Below are 19,929 nucleotides of genomic sequence, written 5' to 3' on the forward strand. Positions count from 1 at the left end.
TGTCGTGGGTGGATATTCAGAATGATGCTTGCGAGCGGTATTGCACGCCTTTAGCGTCTGGCTTTGCTTTTATCTTTCGTCACCTGGGATCGTTGCGCAACGGCCACATCCCCTGGACGGGGGAATGGAACTGAATTGGGGCCGTATAAAGCTTCCCGCACAACCGGGTCATGCTTCTCAAGCGCGGTGCAGAATTTGCTATAACTGCGGCGCACCAGTTTTTTGGACCCGATCAGGTTGCGTAACCAGTATGGAATCACGGTATTCGTTTTTACCTCCATGATACACTGGTCGTCTGGAATCAGGTAGTGTTCAAACCGTTGATCGTTGGCCTGTAGATCAAGCTGCTCAAATCGACACGCTATGCCGGTATCAAAAGTAACCCGAAGGTCAGGAGCATCATCGCCCCCTACAAAAGCCTGTCGGTCATACCTCATGGTGCAGAGGAACTGAAAGTCCCGGCTCTTCACCAAACCAACGATTTCATCCACCACCATCCGCTCGTATCGTGACAACCTGCCTCCATCGACAAGCATTTTTGATGTCTCCCCTTCCGCAAGCTCGAGGGCATCCTCCATGGGTAAACGTAACCGACGCTTGACACCGCGACCGTAGTGCTTGTGCTTTACTTCGATAAAGGTTGTCGGCGGCATTTTACCGCAGTTAGAACCATAGACGCGGATCCTGAGCTTGCGCCGACTTTTCTGCCCCCGTTGTTTTTCCCAGTAGCAATCACGCAGGGCGTTGTCGTAATACTGGCTGATAATCGGGTATTGCGAACTCCCTCCAGCTTCTTTGTCGAAGCCAGTGTGCTTTTCCACCTCCTCGACGACTTCATCCCTCATTCCTAGAGGTATGAGGAATTTAAACTCAGTCCTGTCAACTCTGTGAAACATGTGGTCAGTTGGCCTTGAACATGGATGTTGAAAATAGCTGCCCGGTTACCGCAAAAGCGTCACGTGTTATTTGTTTTGTTCAACGGTGTTACCCAATAAGGCGATCTACTACTCGACTCTATTATGCGAGATCGGTGGCAAACTAAGTCGCGCTAGCGCCCATGACAACATTATAGTCAAAGTTTTACACGATCCTTACAAAGGTCAATTGCGCATCACCCTGGCTTTTCGCACACTGTCAACTCGACCGTATCATGACATCCACATCCTGCCCGCAGCCGATAAAACCCATGGCTACACCGATCATTCACCTCGATCTATGAGCGCATAAAAAAAGGCTGCCCATACCCGGTCAGTTGCGCCAGACAGCTCCTTGTCGATCGCGCGCGTGAACGTGCCGATTTTTTGCCGTGGCGCTGATAAATTCAGACAATGAGCTTGGCACTTGCCGCTATGTGGTCAAATTACTCCATCATGAAGTTGCCACACCACCTTATCTTATCGCTTGGTGCCGCCGTCCTTGGCGCATCCACCCTGCTCACCGTATCCTGTCGGGAAAAGCCGACCGCCGCTAAGACCGACACCGCACCCGAGGCCTCGCCGGCACTATCCGAGCCCGCCACCGGCAAGCTCCCCGCCAAAGACCGTCCGTGGGCACAAGAAAACAGTGATATCAAATCCGATCCCAAGGTTACCTACGGTCGGCTCCCCAACGGCATGCGCTACATCCTCATGCCGAACCAGGACCCTCCGGGCCGTGTCAGCATGCGGCTCCACATTGCCGCCGGTTCACTGATGGAGCGCGACGATCAACGGGGTGTCGCCCACTTCCTTGAGCACATGGTTTTTAATGGATCCAAGAATTTCCCCGACGCCAGCAAACTCGTCCCCGAGATGCAACGCCTGGGTATCGCCTTTGGTGCGCACGCCAATGCCTACACCTCGTTTGACGAAACCGTCTACATGCTCGACCTCCCTAACAATAAAGCCGACACCCTGAAGCTGGGTTTCGATGTGATGCGTGATTTCGGTGATGGTGCCTTCCTCCGGGAGTCGGAAATCGATAAAGAGCGTGGCGTGATCATCGCCGAGAAAACCTCCCGTGACTCCGTACAGATGCGACTCATGGAAAAGCAGTTTGATGCCCTGCTGCCGGATGCCCTGCTCGCCAAACGTTTCCCTATCGGAACCGAGGAAATCATCACCTCTGCTCCCCGCACAGCCTTCACCGACTTCTACTCGCAGTACTATGCCCCGAGTCGCATGACTTTCATTTACACCGGTGACTTTGATGTCAAGGATGCGGAAAAGCGGATCATATCGACCTTCGAGAGTATGGAAAACCCCTCCGTTCTCGGCGCCGATCCGGTGCTTGGCACGATCCCCAGTAACCACGGCTTCAAAACCCTGACGCTTGCCGACAAGGAAGTCGCCACCACCGACCTTGGACTCAATGTTTTCAAACCCTTCGAAAAGAAGGCCGACACCAAGGCAAACCGTGGTGAACAACTTCCCCTGGCGCTGGCCAACGCCATTCTTTCCCGCCGCTTCTCCATTCTCTCCAAAAAAGAGGATTCCCCTATCTCCGGTGGTGATGCCTATGCCCAGAACCTCTTTAAATTCATCAAATTGGGAGGTATCTCAGTCAACGCCAAGGACCACAACTGGAAGGCCGCCCTGCCCGTCCTGGAGCAAGAGCTCCGCCGCGCCATCCAGCACGGGTTCACCAGCGCCGAGCTCGAGGAGGTCAAGGCCAACCTCATCAACGCCTACGAGCAGGCCGTCAAGGCCGCCCCAAGTCGCAAAACCAACGACCTCGCATCATCGCTGGCGAAACACGTCCACAACGACGCGGTGTTCTCCACTCCAGAGGACGACCTCGCCATCCTGCGCGATAACATTTCCACGGTGACCGCCGAGACCTGCCACGCGGCCCTCAAGGATTTCTGGGACACCGAGGACATCACCCTCGTCCTTACCACCAATGCGGCAGAGCCTGATACCGACACCCTGCTGGCCAACCTTTACAAAGAAAGCCAGAACGTCGCGGTCAAGGCACCCGAGAAAAAGGAATCTGTCAGCTTTGCCTACACCGACTTTGGGGCTGCCGGACAGATCACCAAAAACGTCCACATCAAGGATCTCGACTTCACCCAGGTGACCTTCCACAACGGTTGTCGCTGCAACATCAAGAAAACCGATTTCGATAAAAACTCCATCTCCCTCTCGACCCGGGTTGGTGCTGGCAAGCTGACCATGCCCAAGGATAAACCCGGGCTCGAGATGTTCGCTTCTTCCATTTTCTCGGCAGGCGGCCTCGGCAAACACAGTGCTGACGATCTCGAACGCATCCTCGCTGGCCGTAACGCCGGTATTCAGTTCCAAGTGGGCGAGGATTCCTTTGATCTGTCCGGCACAACAACACCAGAGGACCTCGAACTCCAGCTCCAACTCCTCTGTGCCTACCTCACCGACCCCGGCCTCCGTCCCGAAGGAGAACGGATGTTCAAGGCCCAGCTGCCCGCCATTTACTCGCAGATGAAGCACACCCCCGCCGGCTCACAGGCAAAAATGAGTGCCCTGCTCCGGGGCAATGATCCACGCTTCATCTTCCCCACCCTTGAGCAAGCCACCGCACTCACCACCGACGATGTGAGGTCATGGGTGGCCCCCGCATTAAAGAATGATTATCTGGAACTCTCCATCGTGGGCGATCTCGATATCGATACCGTCATGCCCATCCTCGCTCGTACGATCGGGGCTCTTCCCAAACGCGCGGACAGCAAACCCGATTATGCCGACCTCCGCACGCTGGCCAATCTTCCTACCCCACCGCTTGAGAAACAATACACCTTTGAGAGTAGAATCCCAACAGGGCTGGCTCTGGTTGTCTGGAAGTCGACAGGTCTCGACGAGGCCTCCATCGGCACCACCCGCCGCATGGGGGTTCTCAGCTCCATCCTCTCTAACCGCATGCGCGAGAAGATCCGCGAGGAACTCGGTGAAGCCTATAGCCCCGGCGCAGGATTCCAGCCCAGCGATACCTACAAGGACCTTGGCTACATGCTCGCCTACAGCCCCGGCAAACCGGATCAAGCCGAACGCGTTGGCAAGATCATCATCGAAATCGGCGACAAGCTGGCCACCGAAGGATGCACCCAGGACGAGCTCAACCGCGCCCTCGCTCCCAAGATCAGCGAACTCTCGAAGACACTGCGTCAGAACTCCTACTGGCTCGGCACCGTGATGCTACAGTCGCAGGAACAACCCTACCGTCTCGACTGGGCACGCCAACGCGACGCCGACTACAAGGCAGTCACCCTCGAGGAAATCAACGCCCTCGCCAAACAATACCTCGGCAAGGACAACACCTTCCGCTTCGAGATCATCCCCGTGGAAAACAAGGGCGAGTAAAAACCCACATCATCTCACCAACCCACAGCTTGAGCGATCGGCTGTGGGTTGTTTTTTGTAGTCCAATGGGCCAAACTACTGCAATCCACCAACACCTCTCCATGGCCGTCGAGTCATCAATGCTTCGCTGGCGGTAGATATGTCATGAACAGATCCAAAGCAGGGCGGTTCAAAGTGGCATCAAAACTTCAGCCTCGCGCCGAGGACGGCATTCATGCCTGCCTCGTTTTGCCCCGATCCATGGATGCGGTAGTCTTCATCGGTGAGGTTTTCCAGACCGAGTGTTAGCAGCAGGTCATCGGTGGCTTGCCAGCCTGCGTAGAGGGAGGCGGTGACATAGCCGGGAGTTCCTCCGGTCGGGATGCGTTGGGTGTCTCCCTGGTCGCTTTGGGATAGCTTATCCGCTTTCGCCGCTGCGCTGACCCGGCCTTCAATCCAGAACCGCTCGCCAGGATGGGTCCAGCGTAACGACAGGGAGCCCATCAAAGGCGCGAGACGGGAAATGTATTCTTCCGATTCAGGGCCACCGACGAATGTACTGGAGCGCGTGTCGCCCTCTTGCCACGAGGCTTGAAGCGCCAACTGCCAGTTGTCGGTTAGATCAAACTCCCCCTGGGCTTCCACTCCGTAAACTTGCCCGTCCTGGCCGTTGGTGGTAACGCTGGTGCTGCTGCCCGCAGTGGCAGGAACTCCGGTGATCACACTTTCGATTTCAGTGAAATAAACGGATGCCATGAGACGGGTGCGGTCTGTTTCATACCGACCACCCAGTTCGTAGGTCAGGAATTTCTCAGGCTCCAAATCCAACGAACCTAACGATGTCAGGCCGGATCGACTGGTCAGGTTTCCACTGAGGTCGTTGAGGTTAGGTGCCCTGAAGCCCTGGGATACACCGGCAAACAGATTCCAGCAGTCGTTGAGGTGATAGAGTGCCCGACCACTTACAACCCAGTTGTTCCAATCCTTGTCGGCTGAGAGGTCTTGAGCCGACGATGCATCATAGTTTTTTCCGAGATGGGCATCGGCATGGGTGTAGCGGGTGCCGAGAGTGGTTTCCAGCTTGGGCAAGCGAACGAGCGGGGTCCATCGGTACTGGGCAAAAACTCCTAACAAGTCGTAAGTTGAATCGTCTGCCACCGGGCGCTGTGTCCGGGGATCCTTGCCTGTGCGAGAGCCCCATGAATCGACTTCGTCGTGATAGTAGTCCAGCCCATAGAGCAGGCTTCCGGCACCGAGATCCGATTCCATTTGCAAGCCAAGCCCCCATGTTTGCACATCGGTGGTTTGCTGCCTGATATCGGTCGGGCTGCGATCCTGGAATTCCGATTCCTGGGATTTCTGATAGGACAAGGTTGCCGACCACTGTTTCAACCATCCCTCGCCTGTCCCGCCAGCGAGTTTCAGATAGGTCAGTGACCGTTCCTGGTCGAAAATGCGGGCGTTATAGCTGCCAGCTGTTACAGCGTGGCCATCGTGATTCCAGCCGGGGTTGTAGATGGTGGAGTGCCACCGCCAGACATCATCCTGGTCAACGAGGTGATGTGCGAGCGTGAGTGTGGTTTCCTTGGAAATAGCGAGGTCAAAGCGGAAATCCAGATCGAGTTCATCGTAGCCGGTGTTTTTCATCCTCCCTACGGCGGAGTCTTTGATGTCGCCAAAATCCTTGGTGGTCACCCCCAGCAGAATCCCCCACTTGCCACCTTGGCCAAAGGCGCTTTCAAGCCGCCCGACCTGGCTCCGGCTATTGGTATCAAATCGATAGCTCGCTGTGTTTTCATTAAACCATCCATCCCCAAATGCGCGGAACCGCGATGACCGGGTGAGTGTGTTCAGCGTGCCACCCACCGCATCTGATCCGTAGAGCACCGCCCCCTGTCCTTTGACCAGTTCGAGTCGGTCGATCGCAGAGCTATCCACCGTGTTCCAGTACTGCACCGGGCCACTGCGGAAGGTGGAGTTATTGATCCTGACACCATCGACCAGCAGCAAGTTGTGTCGCCCCGTAAAACCACGTATATACGGTGAGCCATGGCCGTGGGTTGTTTTTTGGATCATCACCCCCGGTGTGTTTTTCAAAGCCTCGGGCAAGGTCCGGATCGCTCCGGCCAATAGCTCGTCCGCCCCGATCACAGCGACGCTGTAGGGAGAGTCCTTCAGCAGTTCTTCCGTCCTGCTCGCCGAGATCACCGTCTCGGGAAGCTGGTCTGCATATGTTATGCCGACACTGCACAGCACAGGCACAGAGGCTCCGATTGACCGCCAAATGCGTGATTTTTTTGTGGTATCCATGACCGTTCATTACTTACAACGAGTGCCTGACACAAAGCTGTTTGATGTTTTTTGTTCAAAGTTTCATTTTTGGATAGTTTTTATCCATTTCCGGTGTATGAAAACTATCCATGACAACCGGAAACGCGGCTCGCTACCGCTTCAGTCAAGGTGGGCTTTTTCGCCGCCTTATTTTACCTTTGGTCGCGCTCATCGTCATCGCCGGTTTTCTTTTCCTCTACAATGCACACCAGATTGAAAAGGAACGGCACCGGAGCCGACTGAAATCCATTGCTTCGTCAAACGCGCAACTCTTCGAAAAACTCTCCCTGCCGCTGACCGCCCGACTTTGTAACGATCTGTCGACGACGACAGGTAGCACCATACTCTTGTCCGGGCCACAGGGCAGGCTCATTTCTCCGGTTGCCCTGGGTGACGCCCAACTGCAACTCGCCAGACAGGCACTGGCAAACCCTGGAAACGTCCTGGAACTGGATGGCCAGCAAGCTGTGGCATTCTCCATTGCCAATGCATCCGACAAGGCGCTCGTCGCACTCGAGCCGATCCCCGCCTGGAGCCAGTTCGAAGCGTCCAGCCTGGCCCCGCCCATGGTCACGGGGCTGCTACTCGCCCTGTGTGCGGCATTCATCCTGTCACGCAGTACGGTGAGACCCTTGGGGAAAATTGTCACGGCACTCCAGGACAGCCCGAGTGATACAGAACTCGACCTGCCAACATCCCTCCTGGAGCAGCGGGATGAAATCGGTATCCTCACACGCGAACTGGTTTCAAGCAGGCATCAGCTGATTGAGGAACAACAAAAACGCCAACGCGCTGAACGCCTTGCCATGCTCGGCCAGCTCACGACCTCCCTGGCCCACGAAATCAAAAACCCGGCCGCCAGCATCATCATGCACGGTCAGGCACTTGAGAAACACGAGGACAATCCCATCGGCTCCCTCATCCAGGAAGAGGGTGAGCAGATCGTCTCCCTGGTCGACCAGTGGCTCTTTGTTGCCAAACCCCAGGGCACACTGCAGTCGCCCAACGATCTCGCCGCCATCGTCAGGCATTTGCTCAAAAAACTCCAACCCATCCTCGACTTTCACGCGGTCACGGTCGCTATCGATTTCCCTGGGAAGCTGATACTCAACTGCGATGCGCAACGGATGGAACTCGTTTTCCGCAATCTCATCTCGAACAGCATCCACGCCATGCCCGAAGGTGGTCAACTCACCCTGACCCTGGTGGAGGATGGCGAGGATCTTGTTTTTTCCGTGCGCGACCAGGGCACGGGTTTCAGCCCCCAGGCGCTTGCCCATTTTGGAGAGGCGTTTTACTCCGAACGAGAGGGTGGAATGGGGCTGGGGCTGACTCTGGTCCAGGAGGTCATCCGGGCGCACGGAGGCAGCCTGGAGGCACGGAACACAAGCAGTGGCGGCGCCTTGGTCACCGGCAGGCTCCCCCAATCAGGAACATCGGCACCCACCTCACCATGAAGCAAAAAACCTTGTTGATCATCGAAGACAACCGCTCGCTGAGTATCGCCATCTCAGCTCTGGCAGAGCGCTGCAAGCTGCGGCCCACCACCGCCCCCACCCTGGCCAGGGCACGCCAGGCAATCAACGAACAACACGCGTCAACCAACCAACCCTTCGATTTCATCCTCCTCGACATCGGGCTCCCCGACGGCCATGGACTCGATTTGCTGAAACAAAAGATCATCCCGCCACAAACACACACAGCCATCATTAGTGCGCATGGGGATCTCGAAAATGCCATCGCTGCGCGTAAACTTGGAGCCACCCATTTTTTCAACAAACCCATCGACTTTGACTCCCTGGAAGCGTTCCTCACCGAATACAGTCAGGAGCCTCCCACCGCGGAGACATCCGGGCAATATCCATCCAACAGAGGGAATGCGCCCCTGAGTCCACCGCTGATTGGCGCCTCGGACAATATGCTCAAAGTCTTCCAACGCATTGCCCAGGCCTGCACGAACTCGGACCCGGTTGTCATCCGTGGCGAGGCCGGCACCGGCAAAAGCCACGTCGCCCAACTGATCCAAGCCCATACCACCCCTCGTAAAAGCGCCCTATTCATCGCCACACCACAGACGAAACCCGAGGAAATCACAACCCACCTGATCCAAAACCCCAGGTCCACCCTGCTGATCAAGAACCTGGCACGTTTGCCTGTCGCCAGCCAACAGCAGCTCCTGATCACGCTCGACAATTTGCAAGGGCAGGCACCACGGCTTCTTGTCACGGTCGACGACGATGGCCTCTATCAACACTCCCTCAGCAACCGCATCCTCCCGGACCTCTACTACCGCCTGCAAGTCCTCGAAATCCACCTGCCTCCGTTGCGAAACCGGCCGGGGGATATCCCCGCCCTGACATCCTACTTCCTCGGGGAGCTCGATACCAGCCGGACACGCGAGCTATCGGCGGAACTCATCGCAACGCTGCAAAAGTACCCCTGGCCGGGGAACCTGCGCGAACTGCGCAACCTGGTAAGCTACCTCGTTCACACCCACACGGAGTCCAGAATACTCCAACCCCACCACCTACCGCCCCATTTCTTCGACCAGCAACAGCGGCAGCCCACAGACCCGTTAACAACCCACCTGATGAGCTGGGTATCCCAGAAACTGGATTCCCCCGAACATCCGCCCAGCTACAAGGAACTGCACGGGGAACTCGAAGGACGTCTCTTACATATTCTCATGGAACGCTTTGACCATAAACAGTCCCGACTCGCTAACAGCCTCAACATGAATCGATCAACACTCAGGAAAAAGCTGGGTGAGCTGTAAAAACAACCAGCCCCCTCCCATGCCATGGCCCACAGTGAGCCAGAGGTCACCGGCTGCGCCAACCCTGATGGCATCGGTATGGTCCACGCTGTCCGGAGTTGGATCGCCGACTTTAGCTACGACTTTGAAAGCCAGGGTGTCACAGTGGGGTGGCCGGATCGATCAATAGCCAACGTCGACGGACCTGCGGCCATACACCCCCTTTCAAAAACCAAGCTTTCCTAACCTTGCAGGTTTCGTAACAAATCGTAAGGGTAGATACCGGAACTATGCCCATCTGCCCACGCAATTTGCAGGGCATAACCACCGACCTTGTGCATACGCAGGGCCTTGAAGCTTTTCTCGGTGTGGATGACCTTGGGTTTCAGCACCCGCCCCATGGCATCGGGCTCACCCTGGCAGACGGCGCAGGGGCACGACTGGCGTAGCTTCTTGAGGCTGATGAAGTTTTCCTGGCCATCACTCCAAGCAAGGGCAAGTTCATCGCCGATGACGACATTTTGAAGAAGGGTGAGAGCTGACATGTTAGTGTTAGGAAATAGGGATTAGGGCGCTCACATTCAAGCAGGGTGAATAAAGCGCTTCAGGCATAGGTTCTGGAGCCAAAAACCGCCGAGCCGACGCGGACGATGGTGGAACCTTCTTCGACAGCCACTTGGTAGTCACCACTCATCCCCATGCTGAGGCCGGGAAATGATCGACCCGCTCGCGTCTCGAGTTCGTCGCGGAGTTGCCTGAGTTTGACGAACCATGGCCGGGCGTCCTCTGGAGTCGCGGCAAGGGGTGGAATACACATCAGCCCGACAATGGACAGGTTTTCGAGTCCTAACAGCCCATCAAGGTCGGAGCGCAATGTATCAACGGCGTAGCCGTTTTTGCTTTCCTCCCCTGCCAAATCCACCTGCAGATAAACGTCGGGTTTCTTGCCCAGCTCTCCTGATATGTTAGAGGTGTAACGAGCCAGTTTGAGCGAGTCGATACTATGGATCGTCCGGAACAGAGGAAGCGCCTTACGCACCTTATTGCGCTGTAGATGGCCGATGAGATGCCAGTGAAGTCGGTCCGGCAACAGGGGGATTTTCGCCTCGGCTTCCTGTACCTTGTTTTCACCAAAACTCGAATGTCCAGCGGCCACCACCTCGGCGACGGTCTCTGCGGGCCAGGTTTTTGAAACAACCAGCAATTCCACGGCATCCCCGGATCTCCCGGAACGCACGGCCGCTTCGTCGATGCGTTGCTTTACGCCAGCAAGGTTCGCCGCAATTCCGTCGCCCATGGTAGTTTACTGAGGTTCAGGCCGTGACACCACGGACAACTCAACTAGCCGTTGTTGTTCTGGAGGGCACCGGCCATGCGGGCGCGTTCGGTGGCCTCCACGAGGTCGGCAAGAATATGAATGCTCTCACGCTTTGCAGGATCAAGGGAGCTTGGCCAATCGGGAGTATCATCCAGATCGGCAACACCGTCTTTGGCTTGGCGCATGAATTTTTCCTTGTCCTTCTCCGGGTCGATTTCCTCAAGCTTGGGCAGCTCGACATCCTCGAGGTTCAAGCGAAAGAAGCGGAAGGTTTTGCTGTCCTGCTCGGCGAGGCCACCAAAGCGTTTGCGTCGTTCCGTGTTCCGGGCATCCTTACGCTCTTCGGCCTCGGCCAACTCCTTTTTACGGGTATCCATGTTGAGGGAAATGACGTTTTCCTTGCGGCGTTCGATCATTCTCTCAGCATCTTCCGCAATGTATTTGAAGTCCTTGGACTGATTGACCCGTGCGAGGCTGTTCTCCTTGATGAAGGGGAGAAACAGATTACCACGGTTCAGTTCACGGAAACCGGGAGCACGTTTGATGTTGTCATGTGCGAGGGCGTGATCGAGGTATTTTTCACCCACCTCGTAGGCATCATACAACGAGGGCAGGACGATGTCAGACTCAACGCCTTTTAACTGGGTCGTGCTGCCTGCAACACGATAGAACTTCTGGATCGTGGGCTTCAAGACACCTGCCCGGCGTGCATCCGCCATAAAGGGCATCATCTTGCGGATTTCCATCGGCTGCTGGACGGTGCCTTTACCAAAGGTGGATGTGTCCCCTACAATCACGGCACGATTGTAGTCCTGCAGCGCACCGGCGAGAATCTCGCTGGCCGACGCACTGGTCTTATCAATCATCACCACGATCGGCCCGTTATAAATCGGGTTGCGATGCGAGGAATCCTTGACCTCGATGCGGCCCAGATGATTCTTCACCTGCACCACAGGGCCACGGCCGGTGAAAAAGCCCGTCATCCTGCGGACTTCCTCCAGGGAGCCTCCTCCATTACCACGGAGATCGAGGATAATACCCTCCACTTTTTCTGCCTTCAACCGGTTTAACAGCTTCTCAATATCAATCGAGCAGCGGGTTTTCCAGTCCTGGAAATCGGCATAAAACGACGGCAGCGTGATAAATCCGAGCCGCCGCTTACTGCCATCGGGGCGCGCCATCTCAATGATTTCAGCGCTCGCCAGTGCCTCTTTCATCTCGACGGTCCCGCGCTTGATCACAATGAACTTCACCTCCCCCGGGGCACCGTCGGCAGGTTCGACTTTCAGCCGGACCTCGACACCTTCCTTGCCACGGATCATGTCGACCACCCGGTCCAGCTTTTCAAACATAATATCCACCATCGCCTCTTCAGTGCCGGCATTGGTATGGTCGACACCAACGATGCGGTCGTTGAGTTTCAAGGAGCCCTCTTTATCCGCAGGCCCCCCGACCACAATCCCTGTGATCTTGGTAGCACCATCGTCCTCGGCTTGAAGCATGGCACCGATTCCCACCAGTGAGTTTTGCATGCCCGACATAAACCTCTCCATTTCCGACATGCTGAAATAATCGGTATGCGGGTCATAGCTTTTGGCAATGGCACTGAAAAATTCATCCGCGATATCCTCTTCGGTCGCGGTGTTTATCCCCTGCAGGATACGCTTGAAGCGGAGGGAAATCATTTCGCCCGGTGCCTTTTTATTGATCATCGGATCGGCCTTGCCTTGTTTTTCAGCAAGTTCATGGATGCTTTCGCGGCGCAGCAGCTCGCTCAGCAAAGCCTGTTCCACCTGGTCGTGCCAGATTTGTTTGGCTTCCTGTTCAGTAGCGGGCCAGTTGGCGTCCTTGCGGCTGATCATCATTTTGCGATGACTATCAAACGTGAATGCGCCCTCATGGTTGAGCAGGTCCTGGGCGTATTTGATACGGGCATTGGCGCGGGCACGGTAGACACCGTAAATCTCGATGGCGGGTGTCATGCATTTGCCATCCAGCAGAAGCTGGTGCAGGTTGGTGCCATATTTCTTACGGAACCCAGCCACGTCCGAGGCGAGAAAATACTGTTTGTTCCCATCAAGGGAATTGATGTAGGTATCAAAGAACCTGGCTCCCAATTTTTCATCGAAGGCATAACGCTCGTAATGGCTGTTGCGCAGCATGATCACCATCTGCTTGCCGACCTCGTTGAAATCAGTCTTCGCTCCGACACAGGAAACAGAAGTCATGGCAACGATAAAGCCACTGGCGAGGATTTTGAGAAGGGAATGTTTCTTCATGGATAATTGTGGTGACAGATAGATAGGATGACAGCTTGGCTGCGCGCCATTTTTTGTGTGAGCAACTTTGCAAAGAATCACCCCAATCGAGTCGTTTGTCTATCCATTTCCCGCGATTTTTCGAGCTGATCGACACTTTATTCGCGAACTTCGAGCTACCGGGACTCGACAGGGCTGTACAACATGCTAAACCCCCCCGCATGGAAAATGACATCTCCCCTGCCGAATCAACCATTACCTTTGCTTCCCGCGACGATAAAAAAGCCATTGAGGAACAACCCGTCTTCGCACCCAAATTCGACTCCGACGGCCTCATTCCGGCGCTGGCGATGGATGCCGCCACCAAGGAGCCGCTCATGCTCGCCTATATGAATGAGCAATCCTTGTTGATGACACTCGAACTCGGTGAAGCTGTTTATTATTCCCGCAGCCGACAGGAACTCTGGCACAAGGGGGCCACTTCTGGACATGTGCAGAAAATTGTCGATATCCGCACCGATTGCGACCAGGACGCACTGATCCTCTATGTCGAGCAAATCGGCGCCGGGGCCTGCCACACGGGCCGCAGCACCTGCTTTTACCGCTCAGTGGACCTCGCCAGCGGCAAAAATCCGGCAGCCTTGAAATTCACCGAGACCGACCTGACCTTCGACCCGGATGCGGTCTACGGACAGAAGTCTTGAGGTTTATCTACTCCAATTTTCAAACTGCCCATGAAACTGATCGTTTTCGACTGCGACTCGACGCTTTCCGCTATTGAGGGGATCGATGAACTGGCCCGCGTGCGGGGACCGGAGACATTTGCCGAGATCGAAGCATTAACCAATGCCGCGATGAACGGCGAGGTGGCGATCGACGAGATCTTTGCACGCCGGCTCGACATCATCCAGCCTGACTTCGCCACCTGCAAGCAGGTCGGACAGCTCTACATCGAGCATGTCGAGCCAACGGCGATGGCGACTTTGGAAAGACTTCGCGCGGCAGGATGGGACATCGTGATCGTATCGGGCGGCTTCACCCAGGTGATCGAACCCCTGGCAAAACACCTGGGTATTGACCGGATCGAAGCCGTCCCCCTCAAATTCAACGACGATGGCAGCTATCAGGGCTTCGATGCTTCGGCCCCCCCGACCCGAAACGGTGGCAAACCGGAAATCATCGCCCGGCTCAAAACCGAACTATCCCCCGAACGTGTGGTGATGGTAGGCGATGGTATCTCGGACCTCGAGACCCAGGGCGAGGTCGATACCTTCATCGGTTTTGGGCGTTATGCCGCCCGCCAGCGGGTTGTCGCCGAGGCGGATCATTTTGTCAAATCACTGGAGGCCATCCCGCCGCTGATCGAGGCTGGGTAGCCGCCCTGGCATCTGAGGCCGACCGCTGCCCACGCAGGGGTTTCGGACCCAAACACCCGTTGCACCCAGCCACGTTGCAGGCTGATCCTGTGATGGTTATTCACAGGTTATTCAGATGACTTCTGAACAAAGTCGCCCGACTTGCCCATTATGTATCAACAGGTTACATCCACCGATCGGAAGTTATTCCGAGTTGACCAAAAAGTTATCTACAATCGATAAAAAGCGTGCCGCCCGGGGCAAGTCCCCCGATTTTGGGTTATTCACATAATTTCCATCATACTCAGATTGACCTTTGTCGACATTCTCCTACAACTCTCACTACCCATGGCAAACGACTCTCCCCCAACCAAGAATCCAGGTTCACCCAACAAGAAAAAGGGACCTGATTTACAGAAAGCCCCGACCTCCGACCTCCAGTCGGCGGAACGCGCCCTGCCCCATGCCATCGGGCCTGAGAAGAGTATCCTGTCGTCCATGTTCCAGGACCCCCAACAGTTTATCGGGCTGGCGATTGAAAACAAACTGACCGTGGACCATTTCTACCAGCCAGCGCACGGCGCGCTATTCAAGGTCCTGCAGGAGCTCTTCGAGGGCAACGAGCCCATCGAACTGGTATCGCTCTCCCAGACGCTGATGGACCGCAACCTGATGGCATCCGTCGGTGGCCCGGCCGCCGTCACCGAGATCTACACCTACTCCCCCACCCACGCGCACTTCGAACACCATCTGGATATCGTCAAGGACAAGTATGTCCTCCGGTCGGTCATCAAACACTGCACCGAGGCCATCACACGCGCCTACGACGACCAGGAGGAGGTCGAGCAGCTGCTCGATAACGTCGAGTCCCAGGTGCTCGCCATCCGCGAGGGGGCGGAAAAAAACAAGGAGGAAACCATCGCCGACCACATGAAAACGGTGATCGCCAACTTCGAGGCCTTTATCCGTCGGGAAGCTGACAGCCGCGGCATCATGACCGGTTACCCGGAAATCGACAAGATGTCAAATGGGCTGAAACCTGGTGAGATGTTCATTATCGCTGCCCGCCCGTCGATGGGCAAAACCTCGTTCGCCATGAACCTGGTCGAGCATTTCTGTCTCGACCTCAAGCTTCCGGCTATGGTGTTTTCCTTGGAAATGGGGGCATTCCAGCTGGTGGAGCGCCTGCTCTACGCGCGTGCCCGCTTTGACAAATCCAAGGTGATGAAAGGCTTCGAGCCGCTCAAATCAGATTTCATCAATATCAAACGTGCCTCAGAGGAGATCAAGAACTGCCGGCTATTTATCGATGATACTCCAGGCATCAGTATCAACGAACTCCGCGCCAAGGCACGACGGAAGAAAAAGGAGGAGGACATCAAGGTCATCGCCATCGACTACCTTCAGTTGATGCGATCCAACTCCAAACAAGCCCAGAACTCGCGCGAGCGGGAAGTGGCGGAAATTTCCGCAGGCCTCAAGGGGCTTGCGAAGGAGCTGGACATCCCTATCATCGTACTCGCCCAGCTCAACCGGGGGCCGGAATCACGTGTCGGTGCCAGCGGCGGCGGCGGCAAGCCACGTATGTCAGACCTCCGCGAATCTGGCTCGATCGAGCAGGACGCCGATATAGTGGGACTGCTCTACCGCTCTGCCTATTACGCCGACAAACAAGAGGATCGCGATGAGGAAGACGGAAAGGCCGAAATCCTCATTGCCAAAAACCGCAACGGTCCCACAGGCGGTGTCCCCCTTACTTTCCTCAAGGAGATCATGCGCTTCGAGACCAGGGCACGGGAGCGGGACGAATGATCTTGAAATACCTTGTTTCGATCGCCCGTAGTCAGGGGTGATACCATGGCTGCATTACGGTCCAAACCATCCTTGCTGACCCTGCTCGCCGGAGCAGGATTACTGGTCGGCTGGTGGCTCGAACCTGGGTTGTTCGCTGGCTCCCCCGGCAAATCCGGAACCAATAGCCGCGTGCAAACGACACAGCCACACCAGGCTCAGGTCGATGATAAACACCTGATGGCCGGCTGGAACAATGACATCAAGCCGATGCTCGAGCATTATTGCTATGATTGCCATGGCGATGGACACCGCAAGGGGAAGCTCGATATGGATGTTTTCACCGATCTGGCCAGCATGCGGGCAAACCCAGCTATCTGGGAACATATCCAGGCGCGGATCGACTACCACTTGATGCCTCCCCCCGACAAGGAACAACCACCCCGTGAAAAACGGAACCTTCTGATCGCGTGGATCAATGATGCCATATTCCCAGTTGACCCTAACAATCCGGACCCCGGGCATGTGGTGTTGCGACGCATGAACCGGGTTGAATATCAGAACACCATCCGCGACCTGCTGGGCGTCGGCATCGATGCCGTTTCAACCCTACCTCCCGACGACTCGGGTTTTGGTTTTGATAACATGGGCAGTGTGCTCACCATCTCACCTGCCCATATTGAGAAATACCTACACACCGCTGAACTTGCCCTCAATAAAGCCCTGGTGATCGGGCCGATGAAGGCCGCTGTTAAAAAATGCGACCCGCGTGGATTCCGGGGTGACGGACGCCGTGACGAGAGCGGCGTTTACCTCTTTACCAGAGGAACTGTTAGTATCAACCCCTCCATTGACCGGGCGGGCACCTACCGCCTGCACGTCATCGCCTCCGCCCAACAAGCGGGCGACGAGCCCGCATTCCTTGACGTGGGCCTAAAAGGAAAAATCATCAAACGGTTCAAGGTCGGCAATGATTTTGGCGACGAAAAAACCTACTCGGTAGACCTCAAACTCAACCCAGGGAAAAACGACCTTAAACTAACCTTCCCAAATGATTTTTACGACCCCAAAGCCCGTGACCCGAACCGCAGGGACCGCAACCTCATGATTCACGGCGTCCACCTCGAGGGGCCAACCAACGTTGTTTACGAAAAACCCAAATCCCACCAGTCGGTTTTCATTACCCGTCAAAAGGATGCCTCCGACCAGCTCTACGCCCGCCATGTGCTGACCCATTTTGCCCGCAAAGCATTCCGCAGGCCAGCACAGCCCGGGGAAATCTCACGCTACCTAAGGTTGGTGGAAAGCATCACCAGGAAAGAACAATCGCTCGAACTGGGAATCAAGGGAGCTCTGCAGGCCATGCTCGTCTCGCCCTCGTTTCTATTCATTGGTATCGACGAATCCGCCGCGCAGCAAAACAAAAAATCCTCCTCCCTGGTCAGTGAACACACTCTCGCAAGCCGGCTTTCCTACTTCCTCTGGAGCAGTATGCCGGATAGCGAACTCCTCGAGCTTGCCGACCATGGCCAACTCCGTGCCAACCTGGATCATCAGCTCACCCGCATGCTCAAAGACGACAAGGCGCAACAAATGGTCAAGAACTTCTCCGGGCAGTGGCTCCAACTCCGCGACCTCGCCGTGATCACTCCCGATCCGAAACGTTTCCGCTCATTCACTGACGCCCTGCGCAATGACATGCTCCTTGAAACAGAAATGCTGGTCGATCACATTCTGCGCGGGAATAAGAGCCTGCTCGACTTCCTTGATGCCGACTATTCCTTCATCAATGACCGGCTCGCCTACCATTATCAGATCGATGGCGTCAAAGGCAGTCAATTCCGTCGGGTGAAACTGGACCACTCACACCGACGCGGCATCCTCACCCATGCATCGCTGCTGACGATCACCTCCCAACCGACCCGGACCTCGCCGGTCTTGCGCGGAAAGTTTGTGCTCGAAAACATCCTCGACATCACACCTCCCCCACCCCCTCCGGACACCCAACCGCTTCAAGATCCGCGGGAACACGCCGAGGGACTCACCCTGCGTGAGCAGCTTGCCATTCACCGGGAGAAAAATGCCTGCGCAGGCTGTCACAATCTGATGGACCCCGTTGGTCTCGCATTCGAACACTACGATGCCATTGGTAGATACCGTGAGTTTGCAAATGGTCGGGCGATCGATGCCTCAGGCAGACTCGTTACCGGCGAGCCTCTCGAAAATGCCGAATCACTGAGGAAGGTCATCTCCGGAACCAAGCGCGATGCATTCATCCGCTGCCTGACGGTAAAAATGATGACCTATGCGCTCGGCCGCGGTGTGAATCGCTACGATCGACTCACCATCGAAAAAATCCTTCGCGACATCAAAAAGAAGGACTATAGTTCACAAGCCCTCATCCGAGGTATCGTCCTCAGCACACCGTTTCAACACCAACGGCGCTAACAAAACAACGGCGCTACAACACCCACTATCCAACCGCCATGGAAAGAAGAACATTCCTCAAAGGCCTCGGTGCCACGGTCCTCTTGCCTCAGCTCGAGTCAATCGGGGCGGCTCCAGCTGCCACCACGTCGTCGGGTTGCCCGCTACGCATGGCTTTTGTCTACTCCCCCAACGGCGTCAACCTCAGCCAATGGATGCCCAAGGGGCTGGGCTCCAGCTACACCCTTGGCCAGAGCCTGAAACCACTGGCAGCACTGCGCCGTGATTTTCAAATCATCGGCGGTCTCGACCTGGATAAAGCGAAACCTAACGGCGACGGTGCCGGTGACCACGCACGCGCCAACGCAACTTTCCTAACGGGTTGCCAGGCACGCAAGACTTCAGGCGAAAATATCCACGTAGGTGTCTCGGTCGACCAGATTGCCGCCCAGCAGCTCGGTCAGCTAACCCGGCTACCATCCCTTGAGTTAAGCACTGATCCGCCACGCCGGTCTGGTCGATGTGATTCCGGCTACTCCTGCGCCTATCAGTTTAATCTCTCTTGGCGTAGTGCCAACACTCCCATGCCCGCCGAACGTAACCCCCGCACCGTTTTCGAACGACTCTTCGGCTCCGGCAACTCAAAGGAAGACGCTAAACGCCGGGAGCTGAACCAGAGTATTCTCGATTTCGTGTTAGAGGATGCCAAGCGACTGCATCAAAAGGCGAGTGTGAGCGACCGGGCTAAACTCGACGAGTACATGACCTCGGTGCGGGAGGTCGAGCAGCGTATCAGCCGCCACGAAAGCTTCCGCGATCAGTTCCCCGATCAGAAAAAGCCCACGGGTATCCCCCGGAGTTACCGCGAACACATCCGTATCATGTATGACCTCATGGCTCTCGCCTTCCGCACGGACGCCACCCGCATCAGTACCTTCATGCTCGCACACGATGGGTCAAACCGCAGTTTCCCCGACATCGGTATTTCCGAAGGCCACCATTCCCTATCCCACCATCGCGGCAACCCCAATACCCTGGAAAAAATCGCCCAAATCGACCAGTTCTACATCGGTGAATATGCGCGTTTTCTACAACAACTGAAAAACCTCAAGGAGGGGGAAGGCTCGTTACTCGACAACACCATGATCGTCTACGGCTCGGGAATTGGTGACGGCAATCGACACAACCATACCGACCTCCCCCTCATCCTTGCTGGCGGCGGCGGCGGCAGTTTAAAGCCCGGCCGTCATACCAGGGCCAAGGAGGGAACCCCCATGACCAACCTCTACCTGGCCATGTTAGAACGCATGGGCGTAGATGCCAAGCGGGTTGGGGATTCGAGTGGTGTCCTGAATGATGTCTAACTCCATGGTTTCTGAAAAACACCACTGACGGATGACGTTTA

The 19,929-nt window shown here is 55.9% G+C and carries 14 protein-coding genes; 9 read left to right on the plus strand and 5 right to left on the minus strand.

The features are described from left to right. Window positions 1-50 precede the first annotated feature (50 nt). A complete protein-coding gene (locus tag H7A51_08945) occupies window positions 51-896 on the minus strand; it encodes a polyphosphate polymerase domain-containing protein (protein ID MCP5536344.1) in 846 nt (281 codons plus the stop codon). Between the two features lie 474 nt (window positions 897-1,370). On the opposite strand from H7A51_08945, the gene H7A51_08950 reads away from it, so the two are divergent. Continuing rightward, complete coding sequence (locus H7A51_08950; protein ID MCP5536345.1) at window positions 1,371-4,310, plus strand: insulinase family protein; 2,940 nt, start codon at window positions 1,371-1,373, stop codon at window positions 4,308-4,310. A 180-nt stretch (window positions 4,311-4,490) separates the two neighbouring features. Here H7A51_08950 and H7A51_08955 read toward each other — a convergent pair whose 3' ends face one another. Continuing rightward, window positions 4,491-6,599 carry a TonB-dependent receptor gene (locus H7A51_08955; protein ID MCP5536346.1) on the minus strand — a complete coding sequence of 703 codons (2,109 nt, stop codon included), beginning with the start codon at window positions 6,597-6,599 and terminating at the stop codon, window positions 4,491-4,493. 110 nt (window positions 6,600-6,709) lie between these two features. Here H7A51_08955 and H7A51_08960 point away from each other — a divergent pair, with 110 nt between their 5' ends. From H7A51_08960 to H7A51_08970, 3 genes are read left to right on the plus strand one after another with little or no spacing between them, the layout of a single operon-like run. After that, window positions 6,710-8,077 carry a HAMP domain-containing histidine kinase gene (locus H7A51_08960; GenBank protein ID MCP5536347.1) on the plus strand — a complete coding sequence of 456 codons (1,368 nt, stop codon included), beginning with the start codon at window positions 6,710-6,712 and terminating at the stop codon, window positions 8,075-8,077. Continuing rightward, window positions 8,074-9,396, plus strand: coding sequence for a sigma-54-dependent Fis family transcriptional regulator (locus tag H7A51_08965; protein ID MCP5536348.1), 1,323 nt, complete (start codon window positions 8,074-8,076; stop codon window positions 9,394-9,396). The genes H7A51_08960 and H7A51_08965 overlap by 4 nt, the downstream gene beginning before the upstream one ends. Before the next feature lie 24 nt (window positions 9,397-9,420). Then, window positions 9,421-9,621, plus strand: coding sequence for a hypothetical protein (locus H7A51_08970; protein MCP5536349.1), 201 nt, complete (start codon window positions 9,421-9,423; stop codon window positions 9,619-9,621). Here the strand turns inward: H7A51_08970 and H7A51_08975 are convergent. Genes H7A51_08975 through H7A51_08985 form a run of 3 tightly spaced genes read right to left on the minus strand, consistent with a single transcriptional unit; the run spans window position 9,618 to window position 12,972 of the window. Continuing rightward, window positions 9,618-9,920 carry a DUF971 domain-containing protein gene (locus H7A51_08975; protein MCP5536350.1) on the minus strand — a complete coding sequence of 101 codons (303 nt, stop codon included), beginning with the start codon at window positions 9,918-9,920 and terminating at the stop codon, window positions 9,618-9,620. The genes H7A51_08970 and H7A51_08975 overlap by 4 nt on opposite strands. A 59-nt stretch (window positions 9,921-9,979) precedes the next feature. Continuing rightward, window positions 9,980-10,672: a YggS family pyridoxal phosphate-dependent enzyme gene (locus tag H7A51_08980; GenBank protein MCP5536351.1), complete on the minus strand. Its 693-nt coding sequence runs from the start codon at window positions 10,670-10,672 to the stop codon at window positions 9,980-9,982. 44 nt (window positions 10,673-10,716) lie between these two features. After that, window positions 10,717-12,972 carry a carboxy terminal-processing peptidase gene (locus H7A51_08985; protein ID MCP5536352.1) on the minus strand — a complete coding sequence of 752 codons (2,256 nt, stop codon included), beginning with the start codon at window positions 12,970-12,972 and terminating at the stop codon, window positions 10,717-10,719. Between the two features lie 200 nt (window positions 12,973-13,172). Here H7A51_08985 and hisI point away from each other — a divergent pair, with 200 nt between their 5' ends. The 5 genes from hisI (at window position 13,173) to H7A51_09010 (ending at window position 19,888) form a co-directional block, all read left to right on the plus strand. Then, complete coding sequence (hisI, locus tag H7A51_08990) at window positions 13,173-13,655, plus strand: phosphoribosyl-AMP cyclohydrolase (GenBank protein ID MCP5536353.1); 483 nt, start codon at window positions 13,173-13,175, stop codon at window positions 13,653-13,655. 30 nt (window positions 13,656-13,685) lie between these two features. Beyond that, on the plus strand, window positions 13,686-14,327 hold the full coding sequence (locus tag H7A51_08995; GenBank protein ID MCP5536354.1) for an HAD-IB family phosphatase: 642 nt from the start codon (window positions 13,686-13,688) through the stop codon (window positions 14,325-14,327). Window positions 14,328-14,654: 327 nt separating this feature from the next. Beyond that, window positions 14,655-16,118 (plus strand): replicative DNA helicase, encoded by a 1,464-nt coding sequence (gene dnaB, locus H7A51_09000; protein ID MCP5536355.1) that lies wholly within the window; start codon window positions 14,655-14,657, stop codon window positions 16,116-16,118. A gap of 45 nt (window positions 16,119-16,163) precedes the next feature. Beyond that, the gene (locus H7A51_09005) at window positions 16,164-18,545 is read left to right on the plus strand and encodes a DUF1592 domain-containing protein (protein MCP5536356.1); all 2,382 of its coding nucleotides are present in this window, start codon (window positions 16,164-16,166) and stop codon (window positions 18,543-18,545) included. Between the two features lie 38 nt (window positions 18,546-18,583). After that, window positions 18,584-19,888 (plus strand): DUF1552 domain-containing protein, encoded by a 1,305-nt coding sequence (locus H7A51_09010; protein MCP5536357.1) that lies wholly within the window; start codon window positions 18,584-18,586, stop codon window positions 19,886-19,888. Window positions 19,889-19,929: the final 41 nt, after the last annotated feature.

Source organism: Akkermansiaceae bacterium, from assembly GCA_024233115.1.
In the GTDB taxonomy this organism is placed as follows: domain Bacteria; phylum Verrucomicrobiota; class Verrucomicrobiia; order Verrucomicrobiales; family Akkermansiaceae; genus Oceaniferula.

What these genes read in the sequence shown, in the direction of transcription:
- H7A51_08945 (MCP5536344.1), bottom strand. Translation starts at nt 896, where the DNA reads ATGTTTCACAGAGTTGACAGGACTGAGTTTAAATTCCTCATACCTCTA.
- H7A51_08950 (MCP5536345.1), top strand. Translation starts at nt 1,371, where the DNA reads ATGAAGTTGCCACACCACCTTATCTTATCGCTTGGTGCCGCCGTCCTT.
- H7A51_08955 (MCP5536346.1), bottom strand. Translation starts at nt 6,599, where the DNA reads ATGGATACCACAAAAAAATCACGCATTTGGCGGTCAATCGGAGCCTCT.
- H7A51_08960 (MCP5536347.1), top strand. Translation starts at nt 6,710, where the DNA reads ATGACAACCGGAAACGCGGCTCGCTACCGCTTCAGTCAAGGTGGGCTT.
- H7A51_08965 (MCP5536348.1), top strand. Translation starts at nt 8,074, where the DNA reads ATGAAGCAAAAAACCTTGTTGATCATCGAAGACAACCGCTCGCTGAGT.
- H7A51_08970 (MCP5536349.1), top strand. Translation starts at nt 9,421, where the DNA reads ATGGCCCACAGTGAGCCAGAGGTCACCGGCTGCGCCAACCCTGATGGC.
- H7A51_08975 (MCP5536350.1), bottom strand. Translation starts at nt 9,920, where the DNA reads ATGTCAGCTCTCACCCTTCTTCAAAATGTCGTCATCGGCGATGAACTT.
- H7A51_08980 (MCP5536351.1), bottom strand. Translation starts at nt 10,672, where the DNA reads ATGGGCGACGGAATTGCGGCGAACCTTGCTGGCGTAAAGCAACGCATC.
- H7A51_08985 (MCP5536352.1), bottom strand. Translation starts at nt 12,972, where the DNA reads ATGAAGAAACATTCCCTTCTCAAAATCCTCGCCAGTGGCTTTATCGTT.
- hisI (MCP5536353.1), top strand. Translation starts at nt 13,173, where the DNA reads ATGGAAAATGACATCTCCCCTGCCGAATCAACCATTACCTTTGCTTCC.
- H7A51_08995 (MCP5536354.1), top strand. Translation starts at nt 13,686, where the DNA reads ATGAAACTGATCGTTTTCGACTGCGACTCGACGCTTTCCGCTATTGAG.
- dnaB (MCP5536355.1), top strand. Translation starts at nt 14,655, where the DNA reads ATGGCAAACGACTCTCCCCCAACCAAGAATCCAGGTTCACCCAACAAG.
- H7A51_09005 (MCP5536356.1), top strand. Translation starts at nt 16,164, where the DNA reads ATGGCTGCATTACGGTCCAAACCATCCTTGCTGACCCTGCTCGCCGGA.
- H7A51_09010 (MCP5536357.1), top strand. Translation starts at nt 18,584, where the DNA reads ATGGAAAGAAGAACATTCCTCAAAGGCCTCGGTGCCACGGTCCTCTTG.